This window comes from Xanthobacter dioxanivorans, assembly GCF_016807805.1.
GTDB lineage: Bacteria > Pseudomonadota > Alphaproteobacteria > Rhizobiales > Xanthobacteraceae > Xanthobacter > Xanthobacter dioxanivorans.
Window position 1 is genome coordinate 913,528 of record NZ_CP063362.1, and the last position, 26,249, is coordinate 939,776.

Sequence of the window (26,249 nt, forward strand, 5' to 3'; positions counted from 1 at the left end):
GGCTCAGGCCTCCTCGTCCGTGCCGATATAGGCCTCGCGCACCTTCGGATCCTGCCGCACGCGCGACAGCGGGCCCTCGGCGATCTTCTCGCCGAAGTTCAGCACCACCACGTTCTCGCAGATCGAGTCCACGAAGTGCATGTCGTGCTCCACCACGAGCAGGGTGATCCCCTTCGCCATCAGGGCGGTGAGGTGATCGCGCAAGGCGTTGGTCTCGCTGGGGTTGAGGCCGGCGGCGGGCTCGTCGAGCATCAGCAGGCTGGCCCCGGCGAGGGTCGCCCGCACCAGGTCGATGCGCTTCCTCACCCCGTAGGGGAGCGTGGAGACCGTCTCGTCCGCCCAGCGGCCGAGGCCGGTTTCCTCCAGCGCGTCGCGCGCCTCCCGCTTCCAGCGGTGGCTGGGGACGAGGCGGTAGGGGGTGAGCAGCGCCTTGAGCGAGGATGCCCGCACGTGCTGGCCGACCAGAAGGTTCTCCAGCACCGAGAGATGCGGCATGAGGCGGATGTTCTGGAACGAGCGGGCGACCCCGGTGGTGATGCGCTTGCGCGACGGCATGGCGGTGACATCCACCCCGTTCACCTCGATGCGCCCGGCATCCACGCCGTAGACGCCGCTGACCAGGTTGAACACCGTGGTCTTGCCCGCCCCGTTCGGGCCGATGAGGGCGGTGGTGACGCCCTTCGGCACGCGGAAGGAGAGGTCGCGGATGGCGCGCACGCCGGCGAACGACTTGGACAGGCCGGAGATGGCGAGGGCCGCGCTCATGAGGACACCTCCGCGGGACGGCGCCGGAACAGGCGGAAGAGAGAGGTGGTGACCAGCCCCTGCGGCCGCACCGCCATGAACACGATGATGAACACGGCGAAGAGGGCGTAGCGCCACTGGTCGGAGGCGCGCAGCAGCTCCGGCACCAGGGTGAAGAAGGCGGCGCCCACCAGCGGGCCCCACACCGTCTGGGTGCCGCCGAACAGCACGTAGAGCACGGTGAAGACGGACAACAGCACGTTGAAATGCTGGGCCTCGACGAAGCTGTAATGGTGCGCGTAGAGGCCACCGCCGAAGCCAGCCACCATGGCGCCCAGCGCGAAGGCCGCGACCTTCATGCCGCGGACCGACACCCCGAGCAGGTCCGCCACCGTCGCGTCGCTCTTGACCGCGGTGAGGTAGAGGGCGAAGCGGGTGCGCGAGAGCAGCAGCATCACCAGCACCACCCCCGCCGCCGCCGCGAACACCACGCTCGGCCCCGCATAATCGGTGACCGGATAGCCCGCCGCGCCGCCCACCACTTCCAGGTTGAGGAAGACGGCCGAGATCACCTGCCCGAGGGCGAAGGTGGCCATGGCGAAATAGATGCCGTGGGTGCGCAGCACCGGAAAGCCGATGGCGAGGCCGACGAGGCCCGCGAGCCCCGATCCGGCGGGGATCGCCACCCACATGGGCCAGGCATATTCGTTGGTGAGGAAGGCCGAGGCATAGGCGCCGATGGCCATGAACCCGGCGATGCCGAGGTTGAGCTGGCCGGCGGCGAGCGGCAGGTACACCGCATAGGCCGCCATCACGTTGAAGGCGAGGACGACGAGGACGCCGGTGAGATAGCCGCTCATCACAGCTTCTCCCGGCTGGCGGCGCGGCCGACGAGGCCCTGCGGCCGCACGATGAGGATGAGCAGCAGCAGGCCGTAGACCGAGATGTTCACCACGTCGGCGCCGATGAGCGAGATGGAGAGCACCTCGGCAAGGCCGATGACCAGCCCGCCCAGCACCGCGCCCCAGATGGAGCCCATGCCGCCGACGATCATGGCGGCCACGCCCTTGAAGCCCACCCCCTCGCCCATGAAGGGGGAGACCTGCTGGTAGTTCACCGCGAACAGGATGCCCGCCAGCGCCGCCAGCAGGGCCGAGGCCACGAACAGCTGCGGCACCAGGCGGGAGATGTCGATGCCCAAGAGCTGCGCCGTCTCCCGGTTCTCCGCCACGGTGCGGATGCGCCGGCCGGCGGCGGTCGAGGAGAGGTACCAGGACAGGAAGGCGACGAGGCCGAGGGACAGCGCCAGCGAAATCAGCTGGGCGATGCCGATGACGAGGCCGCCGAGGCGCAAATTGAGATCGGGCAGCAGCGCCGGGAACGCCTGCTGGTCCGAGCCGTACTGGATGAGCATGAGGTTTTCCAGCAGCACCAGGAAGCCGAGGGAGGACACCAGCGGCACCTCCGGGTCGCCACCCTGCATGGGCCGGTAGGCGAACCGCTCCACCAGGAGCGAGGCGAACGCGGCGGCGGCCAGCGCCCCGGCGGCGGCGAGGAGGAAGGGCCAGCCCGCCTTCATCAGCCCGAAGGCGAGCATGCCGCCCACCATGAACAGGCCCGGCAGGGAGAAGTTGAGGAAGTTGAGCACGCCGATGGCGAGGGTGAAGGCCACCGCCACCAGCATGTAGATGGCCCCGAGCATGAGGCCGTTGACGATCTGCTGGGCGAGCATGGCGGCGGGGCAACCTCGCTGGAAGGCGGGCCGGAACCGTGGGGCGGCGCCGGAAATTAGATAACATACAAAGCTATTTCGCCTTGCTGTTCAAGCTGAAATTTCAGGCGGATTTCAGTATTGGACGCCACCGCGGCCGGCCCACCGCCACGCGTGACTTCTGCCGTGATGCCAATGACTTGCATAGCCCCCAACCCGCGCCGCCGGCGGGTCCGGCTGGCGCGGCGATGGGCGCCGCGATGCACAAGGGACGGGCAGCCGCATTGACCTGCCGCAACCCGTGCCGGGCGAAACCGGAGCGCGGCCCCGTTCTTGCTCTGACCCTTTTCAAGGTCGCTTCAACCCCTTTCCAACGTCGCTTCAACCCCCTTCCGATGCCAGGGTCTGTCGCAGGTCGGCCAAATTTGTCGAAGCCCGGACATCGTTCGTCACCGTGAGGCCGCCATGAAGCTCATCGTCGAACGCCTGGTCGTCGAATCCCTCGTCGAGGCCTTCCCGGATCAGGCGCACCTGCTCGCCCAGCCGCGCCTCAGCACCCGCATGGAGCTGGGGCTCGACACGCTGCAGCCGGACGAGCTCGCCCACCTGCATGGCCTGGTGCTGAAGAATGGCGGCACCGCCATCCGCGGGCAGGAGGAGCAGCTGGCCAACCTCGTCGGGGTGTTCCGCGACGAGGGCCGCCGCTTCGCCCCGGAGGAACTGGAGGACCTCGCCGGCGCCCTCGCCTTGTATTTCGTGAACACCTGCGTGCGCGGCTGGCTGTTCCGCATGAATCCCGGCGGCAAGCCCGAGCCCTACCTCATCACCCGCCTCGACTACACGCCGCCGGGCGAGGAGGAGGCCGGCCGCCTCATCGTGGAGCTGAAGGCCAACAATCGCGGCAAGGTCCATGTGGAGAACCTGCTGATCCGCTCCAAGGACCTGCGCGGGCTCACCATCCCCGGCACCCTGGCGGCCAAGGGCTGGCTGATGGAGGACGAGGGCCTCCTGGCGTCGTTCGACGACCAGATGGTGCGCTATTTCGAGTGGCGCGCCCGCTACGGCCACCAATTCTCCGGCACCGGCACCGGCATCTTCGCCGAGGACCCCACCGCCAACCGCCGCGACACCGACTGGGCGCGCAAATCGGTTCTCGTCCTGTCGTCCTCCGGCTCGCAGGCGCGGCTCGTGAACGACGAGGAGCTGCTGGGCGAGCGCACCCTCGGGGCGGAGACATCCGGCTTCTTCCTCGACAAGATCGTGAAGAAGGCGGACAAGCAGAACCTCTTCCACATGGCGGTGGACGAGGCGCTGAAGGCGGCGCAGGCGAACGTGCGCAAGGGCTCGTTCACCGACATGCCGATCCACCCGCTGATCCTGATGTTCCATCTGGAGCTGCACCACCACGTGTGGGTGCACGTGGACGACATCAAGCCCTACGAGTACCACCCGGAGCTGAAGCACAAGCTGGTGCTGCCGCCGGAGCAGACCGACCTCATCGACATCCTCACCGCCGAGATGAACACGCTCATGGACGACGTGGTGGCCGGCAAGTCCGGCGGCACCACCGTGCTGTGCGCCGGCCCGCCCGGGGTGGGCAAGACGCTCACCGCCGAGGTCTATTCGGAGATCATCCAGCGCCCGCTCTACCGGGTGCATTCCGGCCAGCTCGGCCTCGACGTGGCCCACATGGAGCAGGCGCTGAAGGATGCCCTCACCCGCGCCCAGCGCTGGGGCGCGGTGATGCTGATCGACGAGGCCGACGTCTACATCAAGCGCCGGCAGGACAACCTCACCATGAACGCCGTGGTCGGCGTGTTCCTGCGGGTGCTCGAATACTTCAACGGCCTGTTGTTCCTCACCACCAACCGGGTGGACGACATCGACGAGGCCATCGTCTCGCGCTGCATCGCGCTGATCAAATACCACTCCCCCGGCCCGGACGACCGCCGCAAGATCTGGCGGGTGATGGCGGACCAGTTCGGCCTGCCGCTCACCGACGAGTTCATCGGCACGCTGGTCACCATGTTCCCGGAGACCTCGGGCCGCGACATCAAGGGCCTCGCCAAGCTGGTGGCCAAGTATTGCTCGCAGAAGAACGAGCCGCCCGGCATCGACGCGTTCCGCCGCTGCGCCATCTTCCGGGCGCTGGACGTGCCGCCGCTGGAAGCGGCGTGAGCGTTCGGGCGGGGTGAACCTTGGGACGGGTGAACCTTGGGACGGCGCGGCGCCCCTGAGCCCGTCAGCCCCGGAGGGCTGACGGGACGGGACGCAAAGGACGCGCTCAGTTCCGGCGGGCGCCGGTGTGGACGATGGTGCCCACGTGCTCGCCGCGCAGCGCGGCGGTGAGGCGGCCGGGCACGAGGCCGTTCACCACCTGCACCCGCTCGATGTGCCGGGCGGTGGCCATCACCTCCACCAGGGCGCGGTCGAACGGCAGCGTGCCCGCGTGGGCGGAGAGCTCCGCGACCGTGGTCTCGGGCAGGAGCTGCGCCGTCGCGCCTTCGGGGCCCTTCGGGTCGGCGGTATACACCCCGTCCACGTCCTCCACGATGGTGAGGCCGGCCGCGCCCAGCGCGTCGGCGAGCAGGAACGCGCCGGTGTCGGCCCGGTGCGGCGGGATGCGCGCGCCGGGGAACTCGTGGTGGTGATACGGCGGGAAGGCGCTTCCCACCACCGCGCGGGCGGCGGAGAGGTGGATCGCGAGCTGGCTGGCGATGGTCGGGTGCTCCACATAGGAGACGCCTTCCGGCGCCAGCAGCGAGGCGAGGATGTGGCCGTTCTGCCCGGCCTCGCTCGCGGCGAGGGGGGCGAGCGAGCCCACCGGCAGGCCGAGGTCGAGGCCGACCCCATAAAGATGCCGGGCGCGGATGCCGGCGCCGGTGAGGATCAGCATGCGGTGCTCGGGCAGGAGCCGGCGCAGCTCGTCCACCACCGGCAGGATGGCGTCCGGGCCGCGGTCCATGATCGAGCGGCCGCCGATCTTCACCACCTGCAGCCAGGGCAGGAGCCGGATGGGCCTGACGCCGGCGACCGGGCGGGTGAGCTGGCCGTCGAGCAGGGTCTGGCGCGCGAGCGGGGAGGCGACGTGCTTGATGTCGCTGATGGTGTCGGACATGGCGTTGGCTCTCAGCTCGCGGTGATGATGGTGCCCACATGCTCGCCGGCGAGCGCGCGGGTCAGGTTGCCCGGGACGAGGCCGTTCACCACCTGCACCTGGCGGACGTGGCGCGCCGCCGCGAGCAGGTCGAGCACCGGGAATTCGAGGATCGAATCGTGCAGGCCCCGCGCCTTCATCTCGTCCACCGAGATCTTCGGGATGAAGGTGGCGTCCTTCGAGGTCTTGGGATTGGCGGTGTAGAGGCCATCCTCGTCCTTCACGTAGATCATCGCCTTGCAGCCGAACTGCTCGGCCAAAAGGAAGCAGCCGGCATCGGTGCGGTAGGGCGGGATGACGCCGTCGGCGGCGGGGCGGATCCACAGCGAGTAGGGCGGCATGCCGCTGAAGACGACGGCGTTCACCTGGGACAGGAAAAGCGGAACCGCCGAGAGCCCGGCGCCGTCGACCTTGGAGATGCCGTGCTTCGCCAGGAGCTGGCCCAGCATCTCGGCGTTCTGGTCGGCGACGGAGGCGCCGAGCTGCGCCAGCACGCCCGCCGGCAGGTTCAGCTCGGCCGCGATCGAATAAAGGTGGCGGGCCCGCGTGCCGGCGCCGGTGCCGATCAGCAGCTTGCGGTCGTTGCGGGCGGCGACGATCTCGTCGATGAGCGGGTACACCGCCGCGCGGCCGCGGTCGATGACGCTCTGCCCGCCGACCTTGATCACGGTCGCGTCCGGCAGGATCCGGAAGTCCGCCGCCGCCTCCGCCGCCGCCAGAAGCTGCGGATCGGTCAGCGATCGCTGCATGAGGAGCGCATCGAGCTCCGCCGTCGTATTGGCCATGGGGTGCCTTTCGCTGTTGTCACATATTATTTTTCTTCAGATGCGCCCGTACATCTTACAAAAATACAATTCAATATGCGAATAATACGTATTATCTACATGTCGTGAAAAACTTTACAAAAAACATGCTTCCGAAGTCCTGGTCATCGACCCGGGTCTCCGGCGCCCCCAGGGGCGAGCCCGCCGACGGGAAACGTGCCGGCGGCGACGGGGTCCTGAAGCGTTTTCAAGCGGCGCGAATTCGGCTCCGCGTGAAGAAAATGCGTTGAAACACGGAGCCGGAGCATTTCACCCGCCGCAGGTGGGACAGCTCGCGCGGGGCGAGGCCCCCCCGATCCGGCATTTTGATCCCGGCGCTGCGATCGCCCCGATCCGACCTCCCCCTCCGGAAAAAACACAGCCGAGAAGATGTATCCGAATGAATACGGTTTCGCCGACGCAAGGCAAGCTGAAAACGTATGCTCGCGCTGCATCGGGCATCTGCATCCATCGCGGGAAAGCCAGGAGGAGCATGCGCCGACCCGATGGCGCCGCCCGGCTCGTGCGCCGCATTGCCGCTGCCGGCGCGACAGGAGACGGCGGGGCGAATCCGGTCCTACAATGCCGGCCACATTCTTTCAGGGACCCGCGCACCCATCATGGCACCAGCACGCATCGGCATCGTCACCATTTCCGACCGCGCCAGCTCGGGCACCTACGCGGACCTGAGCGGCCCCGCCATCGAGGCTTGGCTGCGGCGCGCCGTCACCAGCGCCTGGACCACGGACTACCGGGTTATTCCCGACGGCTTCGAGAGCGTGCGCGACACGCTGATCGATCTCGCCGATGCGGCGGGGGCGGACCTCGTGCTCACCACCGGCGGCACCGGCCCCGCCCCCCGCGACCTGACGCCGGAGGCCATGGCCGGCGTCATCGAGAAGCCGCTGCCGGGCTTCGGCGAGCAGATGCGGCGCATCAGCCTTGAGGAGGTGCCCACCGCCATCCTGTCGCGGCAGGAGGCCGGCGTGCGCGGGCGGACCCTGATCGTGAACCTGCCGGGCAAGCCCGCCTCCATCGCGGTGTGCCTGGCGGCGGTGTTCCCGGCGATCCCCTATTGCCTCGACCTCATCGGCGCGGCGCGCATCGAGACCGACCCGGCGGTGGTCGCCGCGTTCCGGCCGAAGGGGGCGTGAGGGGCTCGCCGTCCCGCGGCAACCGCCCGGGCCGGCCGCGACGCGGCGCCGGAGGAGACAGGAGGGCGGCAGCGCGCCCCCCTCACCCTAACCCTCTCCCGCAAGGGGAGAGGGAACACCGGCGGTGTACGACTGAGACAATTCTTCTGACTGGAAACCGGCCGGACTCCCTCTCCCCTTGCGGGAGAGGGCGGGGGTGAGGGGTGGCGCGGCTCTCCGCTCTCCACCCCACCCTCCCCTACAGCACCACCACGCCGCGGTGCTTGGCTTCGCCTTCCGGCTCCACGTGGATGGTGATCACCGCGTCGTCCATGTCCTTCTCGAAGGCGCTCTCGATGCGGTCGCAGATGTCGTGCGCCGCCGCCACCGTCATGCCGCCGGGCACCACCAGATGGAACTCCACGAAGGTGATGCGCCCGGCATGGCGGGTGCGCAGGTCGTGGGCCTCGATGGCGCCGGCGGCATGGAGGGACACGAGCTCGCGGATGCGCGCCACCACCTCCGGCGGGGCCGCCGCATCCATGAGGCCGCCGACGGAATCCTTCATCAGCCCCCAGCCGGTCCACAGCACGTTCAGCGCCACCAGCCCGGCGAGCAGCGGATCGAGCTGCGGCCAGCCGGTGATGGGCACCAGCACGAACCCGCCCAGCACGCCGACCGACGTCACCACGTCGGTCAGGATGTGCTTGCCGTCGGCCACCAGCGCGGGCGAGCGCTGCGCCTTGCCGACGCGCAGCAGCACCATGCACCACACCCCGTTGAGCGCGGTCGCGGCGCCGTTCAGCATCATGCCCTTCAGCGGCTGCTCGGGCAGGCGGGGATCGAGGAAGCCGTTATAGGCCTCGCGCATGATGGTGAGGGCGGCGATCACCACCAGCACCCCTTCGAGCACGGCGGAGAGGTATTCCGCCTTGTGGTGCCCGTACTGGTGGTTGGCGTCCGCCGGCCGCGCCGAGACGTTGAGCGCCAGCAGCGCCGCCGCGGACGCCGCCACGTTGATGATGCTCTCGAGCGCGTCGGAAAGCAGCGCCACCGAGCCGGTCACCCACCAGGCGAGCGTCTTGAGGCCGAGGACGGCGATGCCGACGAGCACGCTCGCCGCCGCCACCCAAAGGGTCTTGCGGCCCATTCCCGCCTCCCCTGTCCCTTGGAAAGACCGTGCGACCGATCACCGGCCCGCATCCGCGTCCGCCCCGCGGCCATCCCGAAGGAGCGCGGCAGGGGCGGACAGCGAGCCTCTAGCCGCTGCGCGGGGGCGGCGCAACCGCCGAGGGCGCCGGCCTGTTCCGCGGCTGACGCGGACGGCCCCGCCGGCATCAGCCCGCGATATGCAACAGCGCCTTCCGCATGGCGTCCGGCGCCACGATGATGATGCCGTCGAAGGGCGTGCTCATCTCCAGGATCAGGAAGATCGCACCGCCGAGCGACACGCCGCACAGCAGGAACACCACCAGCGACACCCCGTTGATCGGCGCGAACAGACCGAAGCTGAGGAAGATGAGGGTGAGCCAGACGATGATCACGCCGATGAAGACGGGCGGGACCTGGGTGGCGCTCTCCTCGATCAGCACCCAGCGCAGGGCCGCCAGCGACTTGTAGCGTTCGATCGCCTCGCCCCTGAGCTCGGTCTGGTCCGTCGTCCTGGGCTCCAGGGCGCGGATGAGGTGGCCGACCTCGGAGAGACGCTGCTCCGAATCGGCGCTGCCGATCTTCGGGGGCATGCCGGAATCCGGCCAGGTCTCGGCGATGGCGTTGCGGGTGTAGTCGCCGAGCGCGGCCCGGATCGGAACGGCGTCGGGGCCATAATGGCGCAGCGCCACGTCGAGGGTGATGAGATAGGTGGCGTACTGCTGCACGTCCTTGGCGGTGGAATCGAAGTTCCCCTTCACCGAGGCAGTCATCAGGCCGAGGATCAGCGACGCCATGGCCGCCACCATGCCGACCCCGAGCTTCACCGCCTCCTGCGTTTCCTTGGAAAGGTGGTGCTCCTTGAGCCGGCGCGCTCCCCACATGCCGGCGCAGGCCCCGCCGAAGAGGCCCAGGAACACCAAAACGGCGACGATCAACGCGTCCATCCCCCTCGTTCCCCCTTCCCGCCCGGACCATGGCGGTTCGGGCGGGATACCAGCCTGTCCGCGGAAAGAGGTAAAGAGGGAAATACGCCGGACGCAGCGTCAGGGCGCAACGATTCCCCGCCCGGCCGGGCGGCCCGGTTCCGGCGTCGCCTCAGCAGCCGCCGCAGGCGCGGGCGGCGGCGATGAGCGCGCGCTTGCGGGCGAGGTCCACTTCGCCCGTCCAGACCTGCCCGCCGATCACATAAGCCGGCGGATCGATCACCCGCAGGGCCGAGACGAGCTCCACCGCCCTGGACAGGCTGTCGGTGACGTCCGGCTGGTTGGAGGCCCGGAACACCTTGTAGTGGTCGATGCCCTCGGCGCGGACCACGTTGAGCGCCCTGACCCCGTCGATGGGGCCTTCGCCCCGCGCCAGGGCCTCGTAGAAGGCCTGGAACCGCGGCGGATCGAGGGCCAGCACGGCCAGGGCGACCCGCGCCGCCTCCACCGAGCCCACGTCGAGCCGCGGCGCCTGCACCACGGCATAAGCCAGGCCGGGGTCGCCCGCCAGCAGCGTGCGCATGTCGTCCGCCGAACGGCGCCAGCCGGGGGCGTTGAAATCCACGAGCTCGGTCACCAGCGGCGGCACCCGCGCCCCCATGACCGCCTTGCCGGGCAAGGCGGCGAGCAGCCGGCGCGCCTCCTCGCTGATCGGGATGCCGGCGGCGGCGGTCGGCTGGGCGTGGCCCGTGGTCGCACCGGGGAAGCTCGCGCCGAAAAGGCCGAGGCCGGCGGCGCCCAGAAACGTCCGCCGGGTGAGCGCCGTCGCGGCCGGTCCGCCGCCTCCCGCCTCCCCGAGCCGCCGCATGGGCTTATTCGGCGGCCTTCACCGGGGCCTCGCCGGCGGGCTTCACCGGAGCCTCGCCGGCGAGCTTGGCCTCGGCGTCTTCCTGGGCCTTCAGCACGTCGGGATGGGGCATGGAGATGATGTTGTAGCCGGAATCCACGAAATGGATCTCCCCGGTCACGCCGGCGGACAGGCCGGAGAGGAGGTAGAGGGCCGAGCCGCCCACTTCCTCGATGGTGACCGTGCGCTTCAGCGGCGCGTGGCGCTTCTGGTAGTTGAACATGAGCCGGGCGTCGGCGATGCCCGCGCCGGCCAGGGTGCGCACGGGGCCGGCCGAGATGGCGTTCACCCGGATGCCGGCCGCGCCGTAATCGGCGGCGAGGTAGCGCACCGAAGCTTCCAGCGCCGCCTTGGCCACGCCCATCACGTTGTAGTTGGGCATCACCCGCGTCGACCCGCCATAGGTGAGGGTCACGATGGAGCCGCCGTTGGGCATCAGCGCCGCGGCGCGCTTGGCCACCTCGGTGAGCGAGAAGCAGGAGATGACCATGGTGCGGGAGAAATTCTCCCGGCTGGTGTCGGCGTAGCGGCCCTTCAGCTCCGACTTGTCGGAGAAGGCCACCGCATGCACCAGGAAATCGATGCTGCCCCAGCGGTCCTTCAGCGCCTGGAACACCGCGTCGACGCTGGCGAGGTCTTCCACGTCGCAGGGCAGGAGGATGGAGGAACCGAGGCTCTCGGCCAGCGGCTTCACCCGCTTGGCCACCGCCTCGCCCTGATAGGTGAAGGCGAGCTCGGCGCCCTGCGCCGCCAGGGCCTTGGCGATGCCCCAGGCGATGGAATGGTCGTTGGCCACGCCCATCACCAGGCCGCGCTTGCCTTTCATCAGGTCCTGCATCAACCCACCTCTTGCGCCTGAAACGCCGATAGCAGACCACGCCGGGTGGCGCCATGGAAGGCGCCACCGGCGCCTTCACCATTCATGTCCAATCGTAAACGCCGCCCGAACGATCCGGCGGACGATCCCTCAAGCCTGCGGCTCCTCAGGCGTCCACATGCTTGATCACGAGGCTCGCATTGGTCCCGCCGAAGCCGAAGCCGTTGGACAGGACGTGTCCGAGGGACACGTTGTCGATCCGCTGGCGCACGATCGGCATGTCCGCGAAGGCCGGATCGATCTCCTCGATATTGGCGCTCTCGCAGATGAAGCCGTTCTGCATCATGAGGATGGAATAGATCGCCTCGTGCACGCCGGTCGCGCCCTGGGAATGGCCGGTCAGCGACTTGGTGGCGGAGATGGGCGGGCACGCGGCGCCGAACACGGCGCGGATGGCCTCGATCTCCTTGAGGTCGCCGATGGGCGTCGAGGTGGCGTGCGGGTTGATGTAGTCGATGGGCGCCTTGATGCCGGAGATGGCGAGCTTCATCGCCCGCTCCGCGCCCTCGCCCGAGGGGGCCACCATGTCCACCCCGTCGGAGGTGGCGCCGTAGCCGGCGATCTCGCCGTAGATGCGCGCGCCGCGGGCCTTGGCGTGCTCCAGCTCCTCGAGCACCAGCACGCCGGCGCCGCCGGAGATGACAAAGCCGTCCCGGTTCTTGTCATAGGCACGGGAGGCGACCAGGGGCCGGTCGTTGTAGCTGGAGGACATGGCCCCCATGCCGTCGAACAGCACCGACAGGGTCCAGTGCAGGTCCTCGCAGCCGCCGGCGAAGATGATGTCCTGCTTGCCGTGCTGGATCAGCTCGTAGGCGTTGCCGATGCAGATGTTGGTGGTGGCGCAGGCGGCCGAGATGGAATAGCTCAGCCCCTTGATCTTGAACCAGGTGGACAGGGTCGCCGAGGCGGTGGAGCCCATGGCCTTGGGCACCGCGAACGGCCCCACGCGCTTGGGACCCTTGTCGCGGGCGATGTCGGCCGAATCGACGATGGTCTTGGTGGAGCTGCCGCCCGAGCCCATGATCAGGCCGGTGCGGATGTTGGAGACCTCGCCGGGCTCCAGGCCCGAATCGCGGATGGCCTGGTCCATGGCCACGTGATTCCAGGCGGTGCCGCCGCCGTGGAAGCGCATGGCGCGGCGGTCCACCACTTCCTCGGCGTTCAGGGTCGGTGCCCCGTGCACCTGGGAGCGGAAGCCGAGCCTGGCATAGTCCTCGGCGAAGGAGATGCCGCTCTTGGCCTCGCGCAGGCTGGCAAGCACCTCCTGCGTGGTGTTGCCGATGGACGAGACGATGCCCATCCCGGTGACGACGACGCGCCGCATGTCAAATCCCCATTGGAAAGCACCATTATGGCCACGGATCGTGGCGGCGCCTTGTCAGGCGCCCACGGCTCCCGCCGCCACCGGCGCCACCTCGGCCTGGAACAGGCCGACCTTCAGATCCTTCGCCCGGTAGATCACCACGCCGTCCGCGGCGACCCACCCGTCGGCGATGCCGAGCACGAGCTTGGAGCGCATGACGCGCTTCAGTTCCACGCCGTACACGACCTTCTTCACGTCGGGCAACACCTGGCCGGAGAACTTGAGCTCGCCGAGCCCCAGCGCGCGGCCCCGGCCCGACGAGCCGAGCCAGCCGAGGAAGAAGCCCACCATCTGCCACAGGGCGTCGAGGCCCAGGCAGCCGGGCATCACCGGGTCGCCCTTGAAGTGGCATCCGAAGAACCACAAATCGGGGTTCACCTCGAGCTCGGCGCGCACCATGCCCTTGCCGAACTCGCCACCGGTCTCGGAAATCTCCGCGATGCGATCGAACATCAGCATGGGTGGCAGGGGCAATTGCGCGTTCCCGGCCCCGAACAGCTCGCCGCGTCCGCAAGCGAGAAGATCCTCATACTCGAAGCTGGTCTGCCGGTCCGCCATTCTTAAGCTTGTCGCCATGATGCCCATGATGCGCGAGGCTCATGAGGGTCGTTTCCATTGAGCCCGAAAGCCCGCCTCCGTCGCCGGCGGCGGCCCTCCCTAACATAGGCAGGGGCGCGCTCAAAGTCATGAAAGCGTCACGGGCAGGCGGAAACCGCGCCGGCGGGCGAACCGGCCCGCATGCGACCGCGTTCCCTTCCGTGATGCGGGCCTTATTCTCAGGCCCGCATCAGTCGCGGCGAAGGGAGACAAGAATGCCGATCCTGAAGGAGTTCAAGGAGTTCGCGGTTCGCGGCAACGTGGTGGACCTCGCCGTCGGCGTGATCATCGGCGCCGCCTTCGGTAACATCGTCACCTCGCTGGTGGGCGACGTGTTCATGCCGGTGATCGGCGCGGTGACCGGCGGGCTCGATTTCTCGAACCACTTCATCCCGCTGGCCAAGACCGTCACCGCCGAGAACCTGGCCGACGCCAAGAAGCAGGGCGCGGTGCTGGCCTATGGCGCCTTCATCACCATCGCCATCAATTTCATGATCGTCGCGGCGGTGCTGTTCCTCGTGGTGCGCACCCTCAACGCGCTGCGCCGGGCCGAGGCCGCCAAGCCGCCGGCGGCGCCCAGCCGAACCGAAACGCTGCTTGCCGAGATCCGCGACCTTCTGGCCCAGCGCGCCGGCCAGCCCTGACGCGGGTTCAGCGCACGTCGGCGCCCACGGCGTCGGCCACCGCGGCGAAGCCGTCCGCCTTGAGGCGGGCGGCGAGGTCCGCCTTGATCCGGCCGACCAGGCCCGGCCCGTGGAACACCAGGGCGGAATAAAGCTGCACCAGGCTCGCCCCGGCGCGGATCTTCGCATAGGCGTCCGCCCCGGAGCCGATGCCGCCCGCGCCGATGAGCGGCAGCCGGCCGCCCACCAGGCGGGAAAGCGCGGCGAGGCGCTCGGTGGACAGCGCCATCAGCGGCTTGCCGGACAGGCCGCCGGCCTCGCTCCTGTGCCCGCTCCTGAGGCTCGCCGGGCGCGACAGGGTGGTGTTGCCCATGACGATGCCGTCCACGCCGGTGCGCAGCGCCACCTCCGCCACGTCGGCGAGGGCCGCGTCGTCGAGGTCCGGCGCCACCTTCACCAGCAGGGGCGGACGGCCCGCCGGATCGGGAATGGAGGCGTTGCGCACGGCGATGAGATGGGCCAGCAGCGCCTCCATCTCGGACCGCGCCTGCAGCGCGCGCAGGCCGGGCGTGTTGGGGGAGGAGACGTTGCACACCACGTAGTCGGCCAGCCGGCAGGTGGCGGAGACGCCGGCGGCATAGTCCTCCAGCGTGTCCTCGCTCTCCTTGTTCTTCCCCACGTTCGCCCCGACGATGCCGGTGGCACCGGCGGACCGGCGCTTGCCGAGCCGGTAGACGAAGGGGGCAAGGCCCTCGCTGTTGAAGCCGAAGCGGTTGATCACCGCCTCGTCCTCATCCAGCCGGAACAGGCGCGGCATGGGGTTGCCCGGCTGCGGGCGGGGCGTCACGGTGCCGGCCTCCACGAAGCCGAAGCCGAGGCGCATCACCTGGTCCGCCACCTCGCAATGCTTGTCGAAGCCGGCCGCCAGCCCCACCGGATTGGGGAAGGCGATGCCCCATACCCGCGTCGCCAGCACCGGATCATCCGGTCCGGACAGCTCCGGCACGAGCCCGGTCTTCAGCGCGCGCACGGCGAGGCCGTGGGCGCGCTCGGGCGAGACGAAGCGGAAGAACGGCCGGACGAGGGCGTAGACATCCATCCGGCGTCACTCGCCGGTGGTGGCGGTGCCGCCGTGGGCCTTCGACCAGCTGTGGGGATCGTGCAGGAACGCCTCGATCTGCGCGATCTGCGCCGATTCGAATCGGTTCATGGACTTGACCACCGCCAGCACGTCCCACCAGGTGGCGAGGCGGTGCAGGGTGAGGCCGGCGTCCTCCAGGATGCCCGAGGCCTCCGAGAAGATGTCGTAATAAAAGAAGACGAAGCAGTGCGAGCACTCGGCGCCGGCCGTGCGCAGGGCGTTGACGAAATTCACCTTGCTCTTGCCGTCGGTGGTCAGGTCCTCCACCAGCAGCACGCGCTGGCCGGGGGCGAGGTGGCCCTCGATCTGGGCGTTGCGGCCGAAGCCCTTGGGCTTCTTGCGCACATACTGCATGGGCAGCATCAGCCGGTCGGCGACCCAGGCCGCGAACGGAATGCCGGCGGTCTCGCCGCCGACCACGGCATCGAACTGCTCGTAGCCGATCTCGCGGAAGATGGTGGAGATGCCGAAATCCACCAGCGTCTGGCGGACCCGGGGGAAGGAGATCAGCCGCCGGCAGTCGATATAGACCGGGCTGGCCCAACCGGAGGTGAAGATGAACGGTTCCCCGGAGGAAAAGCGGACCGCCTCCACCTCGAGCAGCATCCGCGCGGTCTGCTCGGCGATGGTAGCCTTGTCCGGGAATGCGGTGACGTTCGCCATGGAAAGTGGGCCTCGGTCGCAGGACTGTGACGCGCATATATCAGAGCCGCGCCGCATTGCGACAGCCCATGCGGCACAGTTCCCGCCTTCCTTGCCGCCTTCCTTGCCGCCTTCCGTCCCGCCGTCGCGACCGCCTCAGGCCGCCCGGGCGAGGCGCCGGGCGTGGTCGAGGGCCATTTCCAGCCGGTCGTTGCCCCAGAACAGCGCGCCGTCGGCGGCGATGAAGGTGGGCGCGCCGAAGACGCCCTCGGCCCTGGCCGCCTCGGTCTGGGCCCGGAGGCGGTCCTTGTTCTCCTGGCGCTCCGCCTCGTCGATGACCTCCTCGAAGAAGTGCCCGAGCCCGGCCAGCAGGTGGTAGATGGTCTCCCGGTCGGCGATGTCGCGGCCCTCGGCGAATTCGGCCCGGTACACCGCGCGGGTGAAGGCGGGGCGGCAGGCGTCGTTGAGATGGAGCGCCACGCGGGCCGCCAGCAGGCTGTTGACCGGAAACGGATCGGGCCGCCGCAGGGGCGGCAGGTGGTAGAGTTCCGCCAGCCGCGTCACATCCGCCCACATGTGGACGTTCTTGTCCGGGTCGGAGACCAGGGGGGAGGTGGCATGGCCCTTGGCGGCGAAGATCGGCCCCAGGAGGAACGGCTTCCAGGCGATCCGCACATCGGCGCCTTCCGCCAGCGCGGCGATTCGCGCCGCGGCGAGGTAGGAGTAGGGCGAGGAGAAGTCGTAATAGAAATCGAGGGGGGCGCTGGCCATGGGCTTATCCTGCCTGTACATCGCCTGCCGACTGTGCGGCGGAGCGAGGGCCTTTCGCAAGAGCTCCGGATCAAGGCGGGGCGGGAGCGGGTGACACTTTGAAGTGGGTGGTGTTCTTCGCGCTGGTGACCGGGGCCGCCGTGGCGATCCTGTTCACCGTCTTCCCGCAATGGGACATGGCCATCTCCAGCCTGTTCTGGGATGCCTCGCGGCGCAATTTCGCGCTCGCCGCCGCGCCGTGGGCCCGGACCGCCCGCTCCCTCGCCAACTATATCCCCTGGGCCATCGCCGCCCCGGCCTTCGCCGCCATCGTGCTGAAACTGATCTTCCCAGCGGGAAAAATGTTCATGCCGGCGCGGGCGGCGGTGCTGCTGGCCCTCACCATGGCGGTGGGGCCGGGCCTCATCGTCAACGGCATCCTGAAACAGGAATGGGGCCGGCCGCGCCCGGTGCACGTGGACAGCTTCGGCGGCAAGGACGCGTTCAAGTCCTGGTATGAAACCGACGGCACCTGCCCCGGCAACTGCTCCTTTGTCTCCGGCGAGGGCGCGCTGGGCTTCTGGCTGACGGCGCCGGCGAGCCTCGTGCCGGGGCCGGCGGGGGCGGTGGCCATGGTGGCGGCGGTGACCTTCGGCGCCGTCGCCGGCGGCCTGCGCATCGCCTTTGGCGGCCACTTCTTCACCGACGTGGTGTTCTCCGCCGTCCTCGTGGTGCTGATCGTCGCCCTCACCCGCCTGTGGCTCTACGACCGCGCCCGCCCGCCGACCGACGACCAGGTGGAACGGGCCATCGGCCGCATCGGTCTCGGCCTCCACGCTTTCGTGCGCATGGCCTGGCGGTCGGCGATCCGTCTTGCCCGCCTCGTCTGGCGCGGCGGGCGCGCCGTTGCGGCGCGCTACTTGCCACGGCGCGGCGCCGGCCTATAGTCCGCGCCGCTTTGTTCACCTTGAAAACCCCCGAGAGACGTGATGGCGCGTGACGTGAAGAAGGTGGTGCTGGCCTATTCCGGCGGGCTCGACACCTCGGTGATCCTCAAATGGCTCCAGACCACCTACAAGTGCGAGGTGATCACGTTTACCGCCGACCTCGGGCAGGGGGAGGAGCTGGAGCCGGCGCGCAAGAAGGCGCAGCTGCTCGGCATCAAGGACGAGAACATCTTCATCGAGGACGTGCGCGAGGAATTCGTCGCCGACTACGTGTTCCCCATGTTCCGCGCCAATGCGGTCTATGAGGGGCTGTACCTGCTCGGCACCTCCATCGCCCGGCCGCTGATCGCCAAGAAGCAGATCGAGATCGCGCGGAAGATGGGCGCCGACGCGGTGTCCCACGGCGCCACCGGCAAGGGCAACGACCAGGTGCGCTTCGAGCTGGCCTATTACGCGCTTGAACCGGACATCACGGTCATCGCGCCCTGGCGCGAATGGGACCTCACCTCCCGCACCCGCCTGCTGGAGTTCGCCGAGGCGCACCAGATCCCCATCGCCAAGGACAAGCGCGGCGAGGCCCCCTTCTCGGTGGACGCGAACCTGCTGCACTCCTCCTCCGAGGGCAAGGTGCTGGAGGATCCGGCCGAGGACGCGCCGGAATACGTCTACCAGCGCACCATTTCCCCGGAAGCCGCGCCCGACGAGCCCACCATCATCACCATCGCCTTCGACAAGGGCGACGCGGTGGCCATCAACGGCGAGGCGCTGTCCCCGGCCAGCCTGCTGACCCGCCTCAACGAGCTGGGCAAGGCCAACGGCATCGGCCGGCTCGACCTGGTGGAGAACCGCTTCGTCGGCATGAAGAGCCGCGGCGTCTACGAGACCCCCGGCGGCACCATCCTCATCGCCGCCCATCGCGGCATCGAGAGCATCACGCTGGACCGTGGCGCGGCGCACCTCAAGGACGAGCTGATGCCGCGCTATGCGGAGCTCATCTACAACGGCTTCTGGTTCTCCCCCGAGCGCGAGATGCTGCAGGCCGCCATCGACCACTCCCAGGCCTTCGTGACCGGCGAGGTGACGGTGAAGCTCTACAAGGGCAACACCACCGTCATCGGCCGCAAGAGCCCCTACTCCCTCTACAACCAGGATCTGGTCACCTTCGAGGAAGGCGCGGTCGCCTACGACCACCGCGACGCGGCGGGCTTCATCAAGCTCAACGCCCTGCGGCTGCGCACCCTCGGCAGCCGGGCGCGCAAGATCTCCGAATAAGAGCGGGCCGAAGGCCACTTTCGGCTTTTTCCCGCAGGAAACTCTGCGCACACTCCGCCAAAGCTTGACCGGGGCGGGGGCGCGAGCATGGATCGGCGAGACCTTCTGAAAGGGGCGGCGAGCACGACGCTGCTTGCCGCCGCGGCGGCGCTGCCCCCCCGCACGGGGGACGAGGCCCGGGGCCAGCCGGCCCCGGCCGCGCCGAAGCCGGTCTTCCGCATCCATCCCGCCATCGGCATCGCCCGCGTCGGCAACAGCCCCGATTATTATCTGGCGCCGGAGACCGCGGCCGGCGAGCTGCCGCGCTCCGGCCCGCCGATCTGGGGCGGCCTGCCGCTCGATCCGGCGACCGACCGGCCCATCACCGCGGCCGACTTCCGCGACGCCCAGGGACGGCTGAAGCGGCAGGCCATCCGTTTTCGCATCTATGCCTATGCGAAGGGCGGCTATCCGACCGGGGAAAGCACCGAGATCCGCCAGGGATCGCTGGTGAACGGCCGGACGGTGGCCGACATCGTCTGGCAGGTCCATGTGGCCAACAAGAAGCTCAACACTTACGCCATGATGGATACGCCGGGCCATTTCCCGGCCCTTGCCGGCTTCGAGAACGGCAAGCTGCCGCCCGTCCGCCGGCCGCAGGACGGGCCCCTCGACAATCCGGACCGGCTGCGCCGGCTGGTGATCGACCCGGGCCCGCGCGCCCTCTCGGCCCGCGCAGCCGCGGACACGGTGCTCGCGTTCGACCGGCAGACCCCGGCCAGCGGCATGGCCGAGCCCGCCGCCGCGGCGAAGGCCCCGGTGCAGGCATTGCCCCAATATCCGGTCTCCTTCCCGCAGGACCATTTCAAGCTGCACGCCCCCTCCGCGCCGCTCACGCGCCTCGGCGACATCCGCATCGAGGCCGGCTCCGGGCGCCTCATCTTCGCCCCGGGCTTCGGGGCTGCGGTCGGCATGGACGTGAACGGCGCCCTGCCGAGCGTCAGCGAATACTGGGGGGCGGAGAACACCGACTGGTTCGACGACATGAGCGACGGGCCGGTGAACGCCCTCATCGTCTATGACGACGGCTCGACCGACACGGTGACCGGGGCCTGGGCCATGACCGGCGATCCCGGCTTCGCCCCGCAGACCCGCAACGTGGTCAGCGCCTGGGACGAGGTCTACGACACCTTCGTGCGCAAGCTCGCCCTCGCTCCCGCGCTCCATGACAACGGCGCGTTCAACCCGGACTTTACCCCCGCCTTCGAGGACGACATCCGCCCCCTGTTCCACGCGGTGACGCTGCAGCGCTGGAACACCAACCTGCCGGCCCCGGCGGTGGCCGCCCACAACCGCATCGGCGCCATCACGCCGGCGGACGACCCGACGCAGAAGATCCCCTATTTCGACGCCCTGATCCGCAACCCTTCCGATCCGAAGACCTTCGCCACCGGCGCGCCGATGATGCCGCTGGCGCTGGGCGACACCGACCGGCCGTTCCTCACCCTCACCCACACCCAGTTCTTCCTGCTGAAGCAATGGCACCGCCACCGCTTCACGCCGGGTCCGCGCAACGCCCTGGGGGCGGGCGAGGACCTCGACCGCGTCGCCCTCGCCAACTGCCTCGGCGGGCGCTTCAGCCCCGGCATCGAAGTCTCCTTCCCGGTGCGCGACCCGAACCTCTATGTGCGGGACTGGGCGTCCGCGGGCGCCTTCCGCATCAATGCCGCCCGGCTCGACTACGCCAAGGCGCGGGCGGATGCCCCGTTCCTCTCGGTCGGCTACGTGCCGCTGCGCACCGCCCCGGCGGAGCCCGGGGATCTCACCAAGTTCATGGCGGTGCCCTGGCACACGGACTACAACCACTGCGCCTCGCACCCCCTCGACCCCAACCCCGCCAACGACCAGGCCCTCTACTGGTCGTGGCCGGCCGAGCGGCCGGTGGTGGTCTACCCGCAGGCCCTCGCCAGCTTCGATCCCGCCACCGGCTGGACCCCGGGGCCGCAGCTGTTCGCCATCCGCGGCACCGGCACCGCGACCCCCTATCCGGCCAATGCCGGCCGCTTCCAGGAGCAGATCACCTTCATCTCGCAATGGCACCAGGTGGGCTTCGTGGTGCAGGCGAGCCGCATCGATCCGGCCGCGCGGGCGGCCTCGGCCGACGACCCGTTCCTGGAGGTGGCCTGCGGCTTCCCCGCCGATGCCACCCAGGCGGTCGCGCCGTGGCCGACCTTCAACAGTCCGCCGGCGCCCTGAGGCGATGGCCGACATGTCGCCCGACATCCGGCCCGACACGCCGCCGACACGGGTGGACATCGCCATCGTCGGCGCCGGTGTCGCCGGATGTTCGTGCGCCATCGCGCTGGCGCAGCGCGGCGTCGGCGGCATCGCTTTGTTCGACGCCGGCGGGCAGCCTGGCGCCATCCGCATCGGCGAGACCATCCCCGGCGCCGCCGTGCCATTGCTGCAGCGCCTGGGCGCATGGGACCGCTTCGCCGCGGCCGGGCACCTGAGCGCGACGGGCGGCACCTCGCTGTGGGGCAAGGAGCAGCCCGGCCACAACGATGCGGTCTTCCTTCCCTTCGGCGCCGGCTGGCATCTCGACCGCGCCGCCTTCGACCGGCAGATTCGCGAGCGGGCGCAAGCGCTTGGCGTTCCCGTCCTCACCCCGCTGAAGCTGCGCACCATCGTGCGCCGCGCGGCCGGCGGCTACGCCCTCGGCTTCGACGGGCCATCCGGGCCGCGAACGGTGGAGGCGGGTTTCCTGGTGGACGCCTCGGGCATCGGCGCAGTGGCGCTGCGGGGCCTGAAGGTGGCACGCAACCGGTTGGACGAGCTTGTCTTTCACTGCCTCGTCCTCCCCCTCGGCAGGCCCGGGGACGTGCCGCCCCGCACCTTCGTCGAGGCCGTCCCCGAGGGCTGGTGGTATGCGAGCCGCGTGCCCGGCGGACGCATGGTGGTCGCCCGCGCCTCCGACGCCGCGACCGCCCGCGAAACCGGGCTGCCGCAGGCCGGCGCCCTGCGCGCGGCGCTCGCCGAGACCCGCCTCGTCGGCCCCGTGCTCGCTGGCGGAAGACCCGACGAAGCCGCGACCCCGCAGGTCCGCATCGCCCCCACCGCCATCCTGAGCGCGGTGGCCGGCGCGGACTGGCTGGCGGTGGGCGATGCCGCCGCCAGCTGCGATCCGCTTCTGTCCCAGGGCATCGTCCGGGCGCTCGACGATGGCCTTGCGGCCGGCGCGGCCATCGCGGATGCCCGCGCCGGAGTGGGACCCGCCCCGCTCCTCGCCTATCAGGCGCGCCTGTTCGCGCGCTTCACCGCCAATGTGCGCCTGCGCGCCGCCTTCTACGCGGCCGAGGGCCGCTGGCCCGACGCGCCGTTCTGGCGCGCCCGCCGCCCGACCACGCAGGAGGCTCGGTCCGCCCCGACGCCGGCGGGCGGCGGGCCATCGGCTACGCCGCGCCCTCTCCCCGCCCCGGCACCAGCACCCGCATGGCGTTGAGGATGACCACCACGTCGATGGCCTCCTGCAGCAGCGCGCCCTCGACCGGCTCCAGATAGCCGAAGGCCGCCGCCAGCATGCCGGCGAGGGACAGGCCGATGCCCCAGAACACGCTCTGGCGCGCCACCGCCAGCGCGCGCCGCGCGATAGCCATGGCCTCGGCGAGCCGGTCCAGCCGGTCCACCAGCAGCACCACGTCCGCCACCTCGGCGGACGCGGCCGCGCCGCGCGCGCCCATGGCCACCCCCACGTCGGCGGCGGCGAGGGCGGGCGCGTCGTTGACCCCGTCACCCACCATCATCACCGCCCCGGATCGCCCGGACCGCTCGCCGGCCTGACGCCGCGCCGCCTGGACGCAGGCGACCTTGTCCTGCGGCGAGAGCTCCCCCGCCCAGGCATCGAGGCCGAGACTGCCGCCGAGGGCCGCCACCGCCTCCGACCGGTCGCCCGAGGCGAGGCAGATATGCCTCACCCCGCCGGCCCGCAGCGCCGCGAGCATCTGCGACGCATCCTCCCGGATCGTGTCGGCGAGCGCGATGATGCCGGCGAGCCGGCCGTCCACCGCCACCGCGACGATCGCGCTCGCCGGCGGCAGCCCCGCGCGCAACGGCGCCGGATCCCCCGCCGACCGCGCGACAACGAAGCCGGAGCCGCCCACCACCACCTGCCGGCGGCCCACCATGCCGGAAATGCCGACGCCGCCGTCCTCCTCCACCGCCCGCGGCGGCGACAAGGCGAGGCCGCGGGCCTGCGCCGCGTCCACCAGGGCGGACGCCACCACATGGCTGGACGCCTGGTCGAGGGAGGCGGCAAGGCGCAACACCTCGTCCGCCGGAAAACCTTCCGCCGCGCGGATTTCGGCGAGCCCCGCCCGTCCGTGGGTGAGGGTGCCGGTCTTGTCGATGACGAGGGCGCCGACCCGCGCCAGCTTCTCCAGTGCCCCGCCGTTCTTCACCAGCACGCCGCGCTTGGCCGTGCGCGACAGCCCGGCCATCAGCGCCACGGGCACCGCGAGAATCAGCGGGCAAGGCGTGGCCACCACCAGCACCGCGAGGGCGCGCCGCGGATCTCCCGCCACGAGCGCCGCCCCGATGGCGAGGGCCAGCGATACCAGCAGGAAGACGAGCCCGTAGCGATCGGCGAGCCGCGCCATGGGCGCCCGGCTCGCCGCCGCGGCCTCCACCAGGCGGACGATGGCGGCATAGGTGCTTTCGCCCGCAGGCCGGACCACGTCCATCTCGAAGGCGCCGCCGGCATTGATCGCCCCCGAGGGCGCCTCCTCGCCCGCCCTCACGCGCACCGGCTGCGCCTCCCCGTTGATGGAGGACAGGTCGAGCACCGCCGCTCCGCCGCGCACGATCCCATCCGCCGGAACCGTATCGGCGTGCCGCACCAGGAGCACATCCCCCGGCGCGACGGCCTCCACCGGCACCTCGTTCAGGGCTTCGCCCTCGCGCCGGATGGCGGTGCGGGGCGCGCGCGCGGCGAGCGCGGTCATCTCCCGGCGGGCGCGGCCCTCCGCGAACCGCTCCAGCTGCTGGCCGCCGGCATACATGAGCGCGACCACGTTGCCCGCCAGCGGCTCGCCGAAGCCGAGCGCCGTCGCCATGGAGAGGGCGGCGAGAATGTCGAGGCCGAACCGCCCCTCGCGCAGGGAGCGGGCGATGTCGAACAGCAGCACGGCGAGCACCGGCAGCGTGCCGAGGATGAAGGCGAGGTGGGCCGCCTCCGGCCGCCCGAATGCCGCGAGGCCGAGGCCGGCGGCAAGGGGCAGCACGGCGGCGGCGACCAGCAAAAAGCGGTCCCGCGCGGCGCCCGGCTGCCGCATCATGGCCGCCGCCCCCAAGCCCACCGCCCCCAAGTCCGCCGCCCCAAGCCCGCCTCCCGATGGTGCGCGGCGATACCGTCGCATTGCCTTTGCGCAGGTGTGCTCTAAACTAAATATTAGAAATATTCTAATTTGGAGTCACCCGGGATGATGTCGCTTTTCCCCGGCCGCCGCCGTTTTTCCGATCTGTCGGAAATGGAGATGCTCGCCCTCGCCATCACCTCGGAGGACGACGATGCCCGCACCTATACGGATTACGCCGAGACCCTGCGAAAAGATTATCCGGATACCGCAAAGGTATTTGAAAGCATGGCAGCGCAGGAGCGCGGCCACCAGACCAACCTTACCCGCGAGTTCGAGCGCCGGTTCGGCGCCCATGTGCCGCTGATCCGCCGCGAGAGCATCGCCGGCTACTACAGCCGCCGGCCGGTCTGGTACATCTGTAACCTCGGCCTCGATCGCATCCGCCAGGAAGTTGGGCGGATGGAGGACGAATCGGCCAATTTCTACCTTCAGGCACAGAAGAAGACGGCCGATCCCGGCACCCGCAAGCTGCTGGAGGAGCTCTACAAGGTCGAGCTGCAGCACGAGGAGATCGCCGGCTCCCTCGCAGCCCGCTATCTGCCGGTGGACAAGCGCAAGGAGGAGGACGAGAAGGCCCGTCGCCAGTTCGTGCTCACCTGGGTGCAGCCGGGGCTCGCCGGGCTCATGGACGGCTCCGTCTCCACCCTCGCCCCCATCTTCGCCACCGCCTTCGCCACGCAGAACTCGCACACCACCCTGCTGGTCGGCCTTGCCGCCGCGGTGGGCGCGGGCATCTCCATGGGCTTCACGGAAGCGGTGCACGACGACGGCGTGATCTCCGGCCGCGGCTCGCCCCTCAAGCGCGGCATCGCCTCCGGCGTCATGACCGCGGTGGGCGGGCTCGGCCATGCCCTGCCCTACCTGATCCCGCAGTTCTGGACCGCGACGATCATCGCCATCGCCGTGGTGTTCGTGGAGCTGTGGGCCATCGCCTTCATCCAGAATCACTACATGGAGACGCCCTTCTGGCGTTCGGTGTTCCAGGTGGTGCTGGGGGGCGCGCTGGTGCTGGCGGCGGGCATCTTCATCGGCGGCAGCTGACGGCGGCATTCCCCGGGGGAGGCCATGGCGCCCCGGAGCGGACGATGCCAGTCTTCCGCAGCGAAGCGGGGAGGCCCCACATGCATGCCATGGTCCTGATGCGCGCCGGGGAACGGCTCGTCGCCGAAACACGGCCCGATCCCGTGCCCGGCCCCGGCGAGGTGGTGATCAAGGTCACCGCCTGCGGGGTGTGCCGCACCGATCTCCACGTGGTGGACGGGGAGCTGCCGCAGACCATCCTTCCCATCGTGCCGGGGCACGAGATCGTCGGCCGGGTGGCCGGCCTCGGCGCCGGCGTGACGCATCTGCGGATGGGGGAACGGGTTGGGGTGGGATGGCTCGGGCACGCCTGCGGCACCTGTCCCTATTGCGCGGCGCACGAGGAAAACCTGTGCGATGCCCCCGCCTTCACCGGCTGCACGCGGGATGGCGGCTTCGCCACCCACACGGTGGCGGACGCCGCCTTCGTGTACCCCCTCGGCGAGGCGGGCGAGGATGTGGCGCTGGCGCCCCTGCTCTGCGCCGGCCTCATCGGCTGGCGGACGCTGAAGATGGCGGGCGAAGGCAAGCGCATCGGCCTCTACGGCTTCGGCGCGGCGGCCCATATCATCGCCCAGGTGGCCCGCTGGCAGGGCCGCGAGATCTACGCCTTCACCCGGCCGGGCGACACGGCGGCGCAGGATTTCGCCCGCACCCTCGGGGCGGTGTATGCCGGCCCCTCCGACACCCCTTCACCCGAGCCGCTGGACGCCGCCCTCATCTTCGCCCCGGCGGGCGAGCTCGTGCCGCAGGCGCTCCGGGCGGTGCGCAAGGGCGGGCGCGTGGTGTGCGGCGGCATCCACATGAGCGACATCCCCGGCTTCCCCTATCGCTGGCTGTGGGAGGAGCGGAAGATCCTGTCGGTCGCCAACCTGACCCGCGACGACGCCCGCGAATTCCTGGAGCTGGCGCCGAAGGCGGGCGTCGCCACCCATGTGACGCCCTACCCCCTCGCCGAGGCCGACACCGCCCTCGACGACCTGCGCCATGGCCGCCTGAAGGGCGCCGCCGTGCTGGTGCCGTGAGCGCTCCCG

The 26,249-nt window shown here is 70.1% G+C and carries 24 protein-coding genes; 9 read left to right on the forward strand and 15 right to left on the reverse strand.

Features of this window, described 5'->3' with window-relative positions:
• Positions 1-3: 3 nt before the first annotated feature.
• The 3 genes from EZH22_RS04410 to EZH22_RS04420 are packed head-to-tail and all read right to left on the reverse strand — an operon-like array spanning position 4 to position 2,476.
• Positions 4-765 (reverse strand): ABC transporter ATP-binding protein, encoded by a 762-nt coding sequence (locus EZH22_RS04410; protein ID WP_203194554.1) that lies wholly within the window; start codon positions 763-765, stop codon positions 4-6.
• Positions 762-1,604, reverse strand: coding sequence for a branched-chain amino acid ABC transporter permease (locus EZH22_RS04415; RefSeq protein WP_203194555.1), 843 nt, complete (start codon positions 1,602-1,604; stop codon positions 762-764). The genes EZH22_RS04410 and EZH22_RS04415 overlap by 4 nt, the downstream gene beginning before the upstream one ends.
• Positions 1,604-2,476 carry a branched-chain amino acid ABC transporter permease gene (locus EZH22_RS04420; RefSeq protein WP_203194556.1) on the reverse strand — a complete coding sequence of 291 codons (873 nt, stop codon included), beginning with the start codon at positions 2,474-2,476 and terminating at the stop codon, positions 1,604-1,606. Before EZH22_RS04420 ends, EZH22_RS04415 begins: the two co-directional genes overlap by 1 nt.
• A 444-nt stretch (positions 2,477-2,920) precedes the next feature.
• Between EZH22_RS04420 and EZH22_RS04425 the strand changes: the two genes are divergently transcribed.
• On the forward strand, positions 2,921-4,633 hold the full coding sequence (locus EZH22_RS04425; RefSeq protein ID WP_203194557.1) for an AAA family ATPase: 1,713 nt from the start codon (positions 2,921-2,923) through the stop codon (positions 4,631-4,633).
• A gap of 106 nt (positions 4,634-4,739) precedes the next feature.
• On the opposite strand, the gene EZH22_RS04430 is transcribed toward EZH22_RS04425, so the two are convergent.
• On the reverse strand, positions 4,740-5,573 hold the full coding sequence (locus EZH22_RS04430; protein WP_203194558.1) for an amino acid kinase family protein: 834 nt from the start codon (positions 5,571-5,573) through the stop codon (positions 4,740-4,742).
• Between the two features lie 11 nt (positions 5,574-5,584).
• Positions 5,585-6,397, reverse strand: coding sequence for an amino acid kinase family protein (locus tag EZH22_RS04435; RefSeq protein WP_203194559.1), 813 nt, complete (start codon positions 6,395-6,397; stop codon positions 5,585-5,587).
• Between the two features lie 638 nt (positions 6,398-7,035).
• Here EZH22_RS04435 and mog point away from each other — a divergent pair.
• The gene (mog, locus tag EZH22_RS04440) at positions 7,036-7,569 is read left to right on the forward strand and encodes a molybdopterin adenylyltransferase (RefSeq protein ID WP_203194560.1); all 534 of its coding nucleotides are present in this window, start codon (positions 7,036-7,038) and stop codon (positions 7,567-7,569) included.
• A 238-nt stretch (positions 7,570-7,807) separates the two neighbouring features.
• Here the strand turns inward: mog and EZH22_RS04445 are convergent, their stop codons facing one another.
• The 6 genes from EZH22_RS04445 to fabA form a co-directional block, all read right to left on the reverse strand.
• Positions 7,808-8,698, reverse strand: coding sequence for a cation diffusion facilitator family transporter (locus EZH22_RS04445; RefSeq protein WP_203194561.1), 891 nt, complete (start codon positions 8,696-8,698; stop codon positions 7,808-7,810).
• Between the two features lie 187 nt (positions 8,699-8,885).
• Complete coding sequence (locus EZH22_RS04450) at positions 8,886-9,644, reverse strand: bestrophin-like domain (protein WP_203194562.1); 759 nt, start codon at positions 9,642-9,644, stop codon at positions 8,886-8,888.
• A gap of 151 nt (positions 9,645-9,795) precedes the next feature.
• Complete coding sequence (locus EZH22_RS04455; protein WP_203194563.1) at positions 9,796-10,491, reverse strand: DsbA family protein; 696 nt, start codon at positions 10,489-10,491, stop codon at positions 9,796-9,798.
• Positions 10,492-10,495: 4 nt separating this feature from the next.
• Entirely contained in the window at positions 10,496-11,368 is an 873-nt protein-coding gene (fabI, locus tag EZH22_RS04460; protein ID WP_203194564.1) for an enoyl-ACP reductase FabI, read from the reverse strand.
• Positions 11,369-11,513: 145 nt separating this feature from the next.
• Positions 11,514-12,731 carry a beta-ketoacyl-ACP synthase I gene (gene fabB, locus EZH22_RS04465; protein WP_203194565.1) on the reverse strand — a complete coding sequence of 406 codons (1,218 nt, stop codon included), beginning with the start codon at positions 12,729-12,731 and terminating at the stop codon, positions 11,514-11,516.
• Positions 12,732-12,785: 54 nt separating this feature from the next.
• Positions 12,786-13,328 (reverse strand): 3-hydroxyacyl-[acyl-carrier-protein] dehydratase FabA, encoded by a 543-nt coding sequence (gene fabA / locus EZH22_RS04470; protein ID WP_203194566.1) that lies wholly within the window; start codon positions 13,326-13,328, stop codon positions 12,786-12,788.
• Between the two features lie 260 nt (positions 13,329-13,588).
• Between fabA and mscL the strand changes: the two genes are divergently transcribed.
• Entirely contained in the window at positions 13,589-14,011 is a 423-nt protein-coding gene (gene mscL, locus EZH22_RS04475; RefSeq protein WP_203196376.1) for a large conductance mechanosensitive channel protein MscL, read from the forward strand.
• 7 nt (positions 14,012-14,018) lie between these two features.
• Here the strand turns inward: mscL and EZH22_RS04480 are convergent, their stop codons facing one another.
• The 3 genes from EZH22_RS04480 to EZH22_RS04490 all read right to left on the reverse strand — a co-directional run bounded on the left by EZH22_RS04480 (position 14,019) and on the right by EZH22_RS04490 (position 16,544).
• Complete coding sequence (locus EZH22_RS04480) at positions 14,019-15,089, reverse strand: quinone-dependent dihydroorotate dehydrogenase (RefSeq protein WP_203194567.1); 1,071 nt, start codon at positions 15,087-15,089, stop codon at positions 14,019-14,021.
• A 6-nt stretch (positions 15,090-15,095) separates the two neighbouring features.
• Entirely contained in the window at positions 15,096-15,794 is a 699-nt protein-coding gene (locus EZH22_RS04485; protein WP_203194568.1) for an orotate phosphoribosyltransferase, read from the reverse strand.
• A 135-nt stretch (positions 15,795-15,929) separates the two neighbouring features.
• Complete coding sequence (locus EZH22_RS04490) at positions 15,930-16,544, reverse strand: 2-hydroxychromene-2-carboxylate isomerase (protein ID WP_203194569.1); 615 nt, start codon at positions 16,542-16,544, stop codon at positions 15,930-15,932.
• A 110-nt stretch (positions 16,545-16,654) separates the two neighbouring features.
• Between EZH22_RS04490 and EZH22_RS04495 the strand changes: the two genes are divergently transcribed.
• From EZH22_RS04495 to EZH22_RS04510, 4 genes are all read left to right on the forward strand, one after another.
• Positions 16,655-17,470 carry a phosphatase PAP2 family protein gene (locus EZH22_RS04495; RefSeq protein ID WP_203194570.1) on the forward strand — a complete coding sequence of 272 codons (816 nt, stop codon included), beginning with the start codon at positions 16,655-16,657 and terminating at the stop codon, positions 17,468-17,470.
• Positions 17,471-17,512: 42 nt separating this feature from the next.
• The gene (locus EZH22_RS04500) at positions 17,513-18,742 is read left to right on the forward strand and encodes an argininosuccinate synthase (RefSeq protein WP_203194571.1); all 1,230 of its coding nucleotides are present in this window, start codon (positions 17,513-17,515) and stop codon (positions 18,740-18,742) included.
• A gap of 87 nt (positions 18,743-18,829) precedes the next feature.
• Positions 18,830-20,977 carry a LodA/GoxA family CTQ-dependent oxidase gene (locus EZH22_RS04505; protein ID WP_203194572.1) on the forward strand — a complete coding sequence of 716 codons (2,148 nt, stop codon included), beginning with the start codon at positions 18,830-18,832 and terminating at the stop codon, positions 20,975-20,977.
• Between the two features lie 13 nt (positions 20,978-20,990).
• Positions 20,991-22,223, forward strand: coding sequence for a tryptophan 7-halogenase (locus EZH22_RS04510; RefSeq protein WP_203194573.1), 1,233 nt, complete (start codon positions 20,991-20,993; stop codon positions 22,221-22,223).
• On the opposite strand, the gene EZH22_RS04515 is transcribed toward EZH22_RS04510, so the two are convergent.
• Positions 22,174-24,054, reverse strand: a complete 1,881-nt coding sequence (locus EZH22_RS04515; RefSeq protein ID WP_203194574.1) for a heavy metal translocating P-type ATPase — start codon at positions 24,052-24,054, stop codon at positions 22,174-22,176. The two genes, EZH22_RS04510 and EZH22_RS04515, sit on opposite strands and share 50 nt — an antisense overlap.
• A 144-nt stretch (positions 24,055-24,198) precedes the next feature.
• On the opposite strand from EZH22_RS04515, the gene mbfA reads away from it, so the two are divergent.
• Positions 24,199-25,176 (forward strand): iron exporter MbfA, encoded by a 978-nt coding sequence (mbfA, locus tag EZH22_RS04520; protein ID WP_203194575.1) that lies wholly within the window; start codon positions 24,199-24,201, stop codon positions 25,174-25,176.
• A gap of 80 nt (positions 25,177-25,256) precedes the next feature.
• Positions 25,257-26,240 (forward strand): zinc-dependent alcohol dehydrogenase family protein, encoded by a 984-nt coding sequence (locus EZH22_RS04525; protein WP_203194576.1) that lies wholly within the window; start codon positions 25,257-25,259, stop codon positions 26,238-26,240.
• The last annotated feature ends 9 nt before the right edge of the window (positions 26,241-26,249 follow it).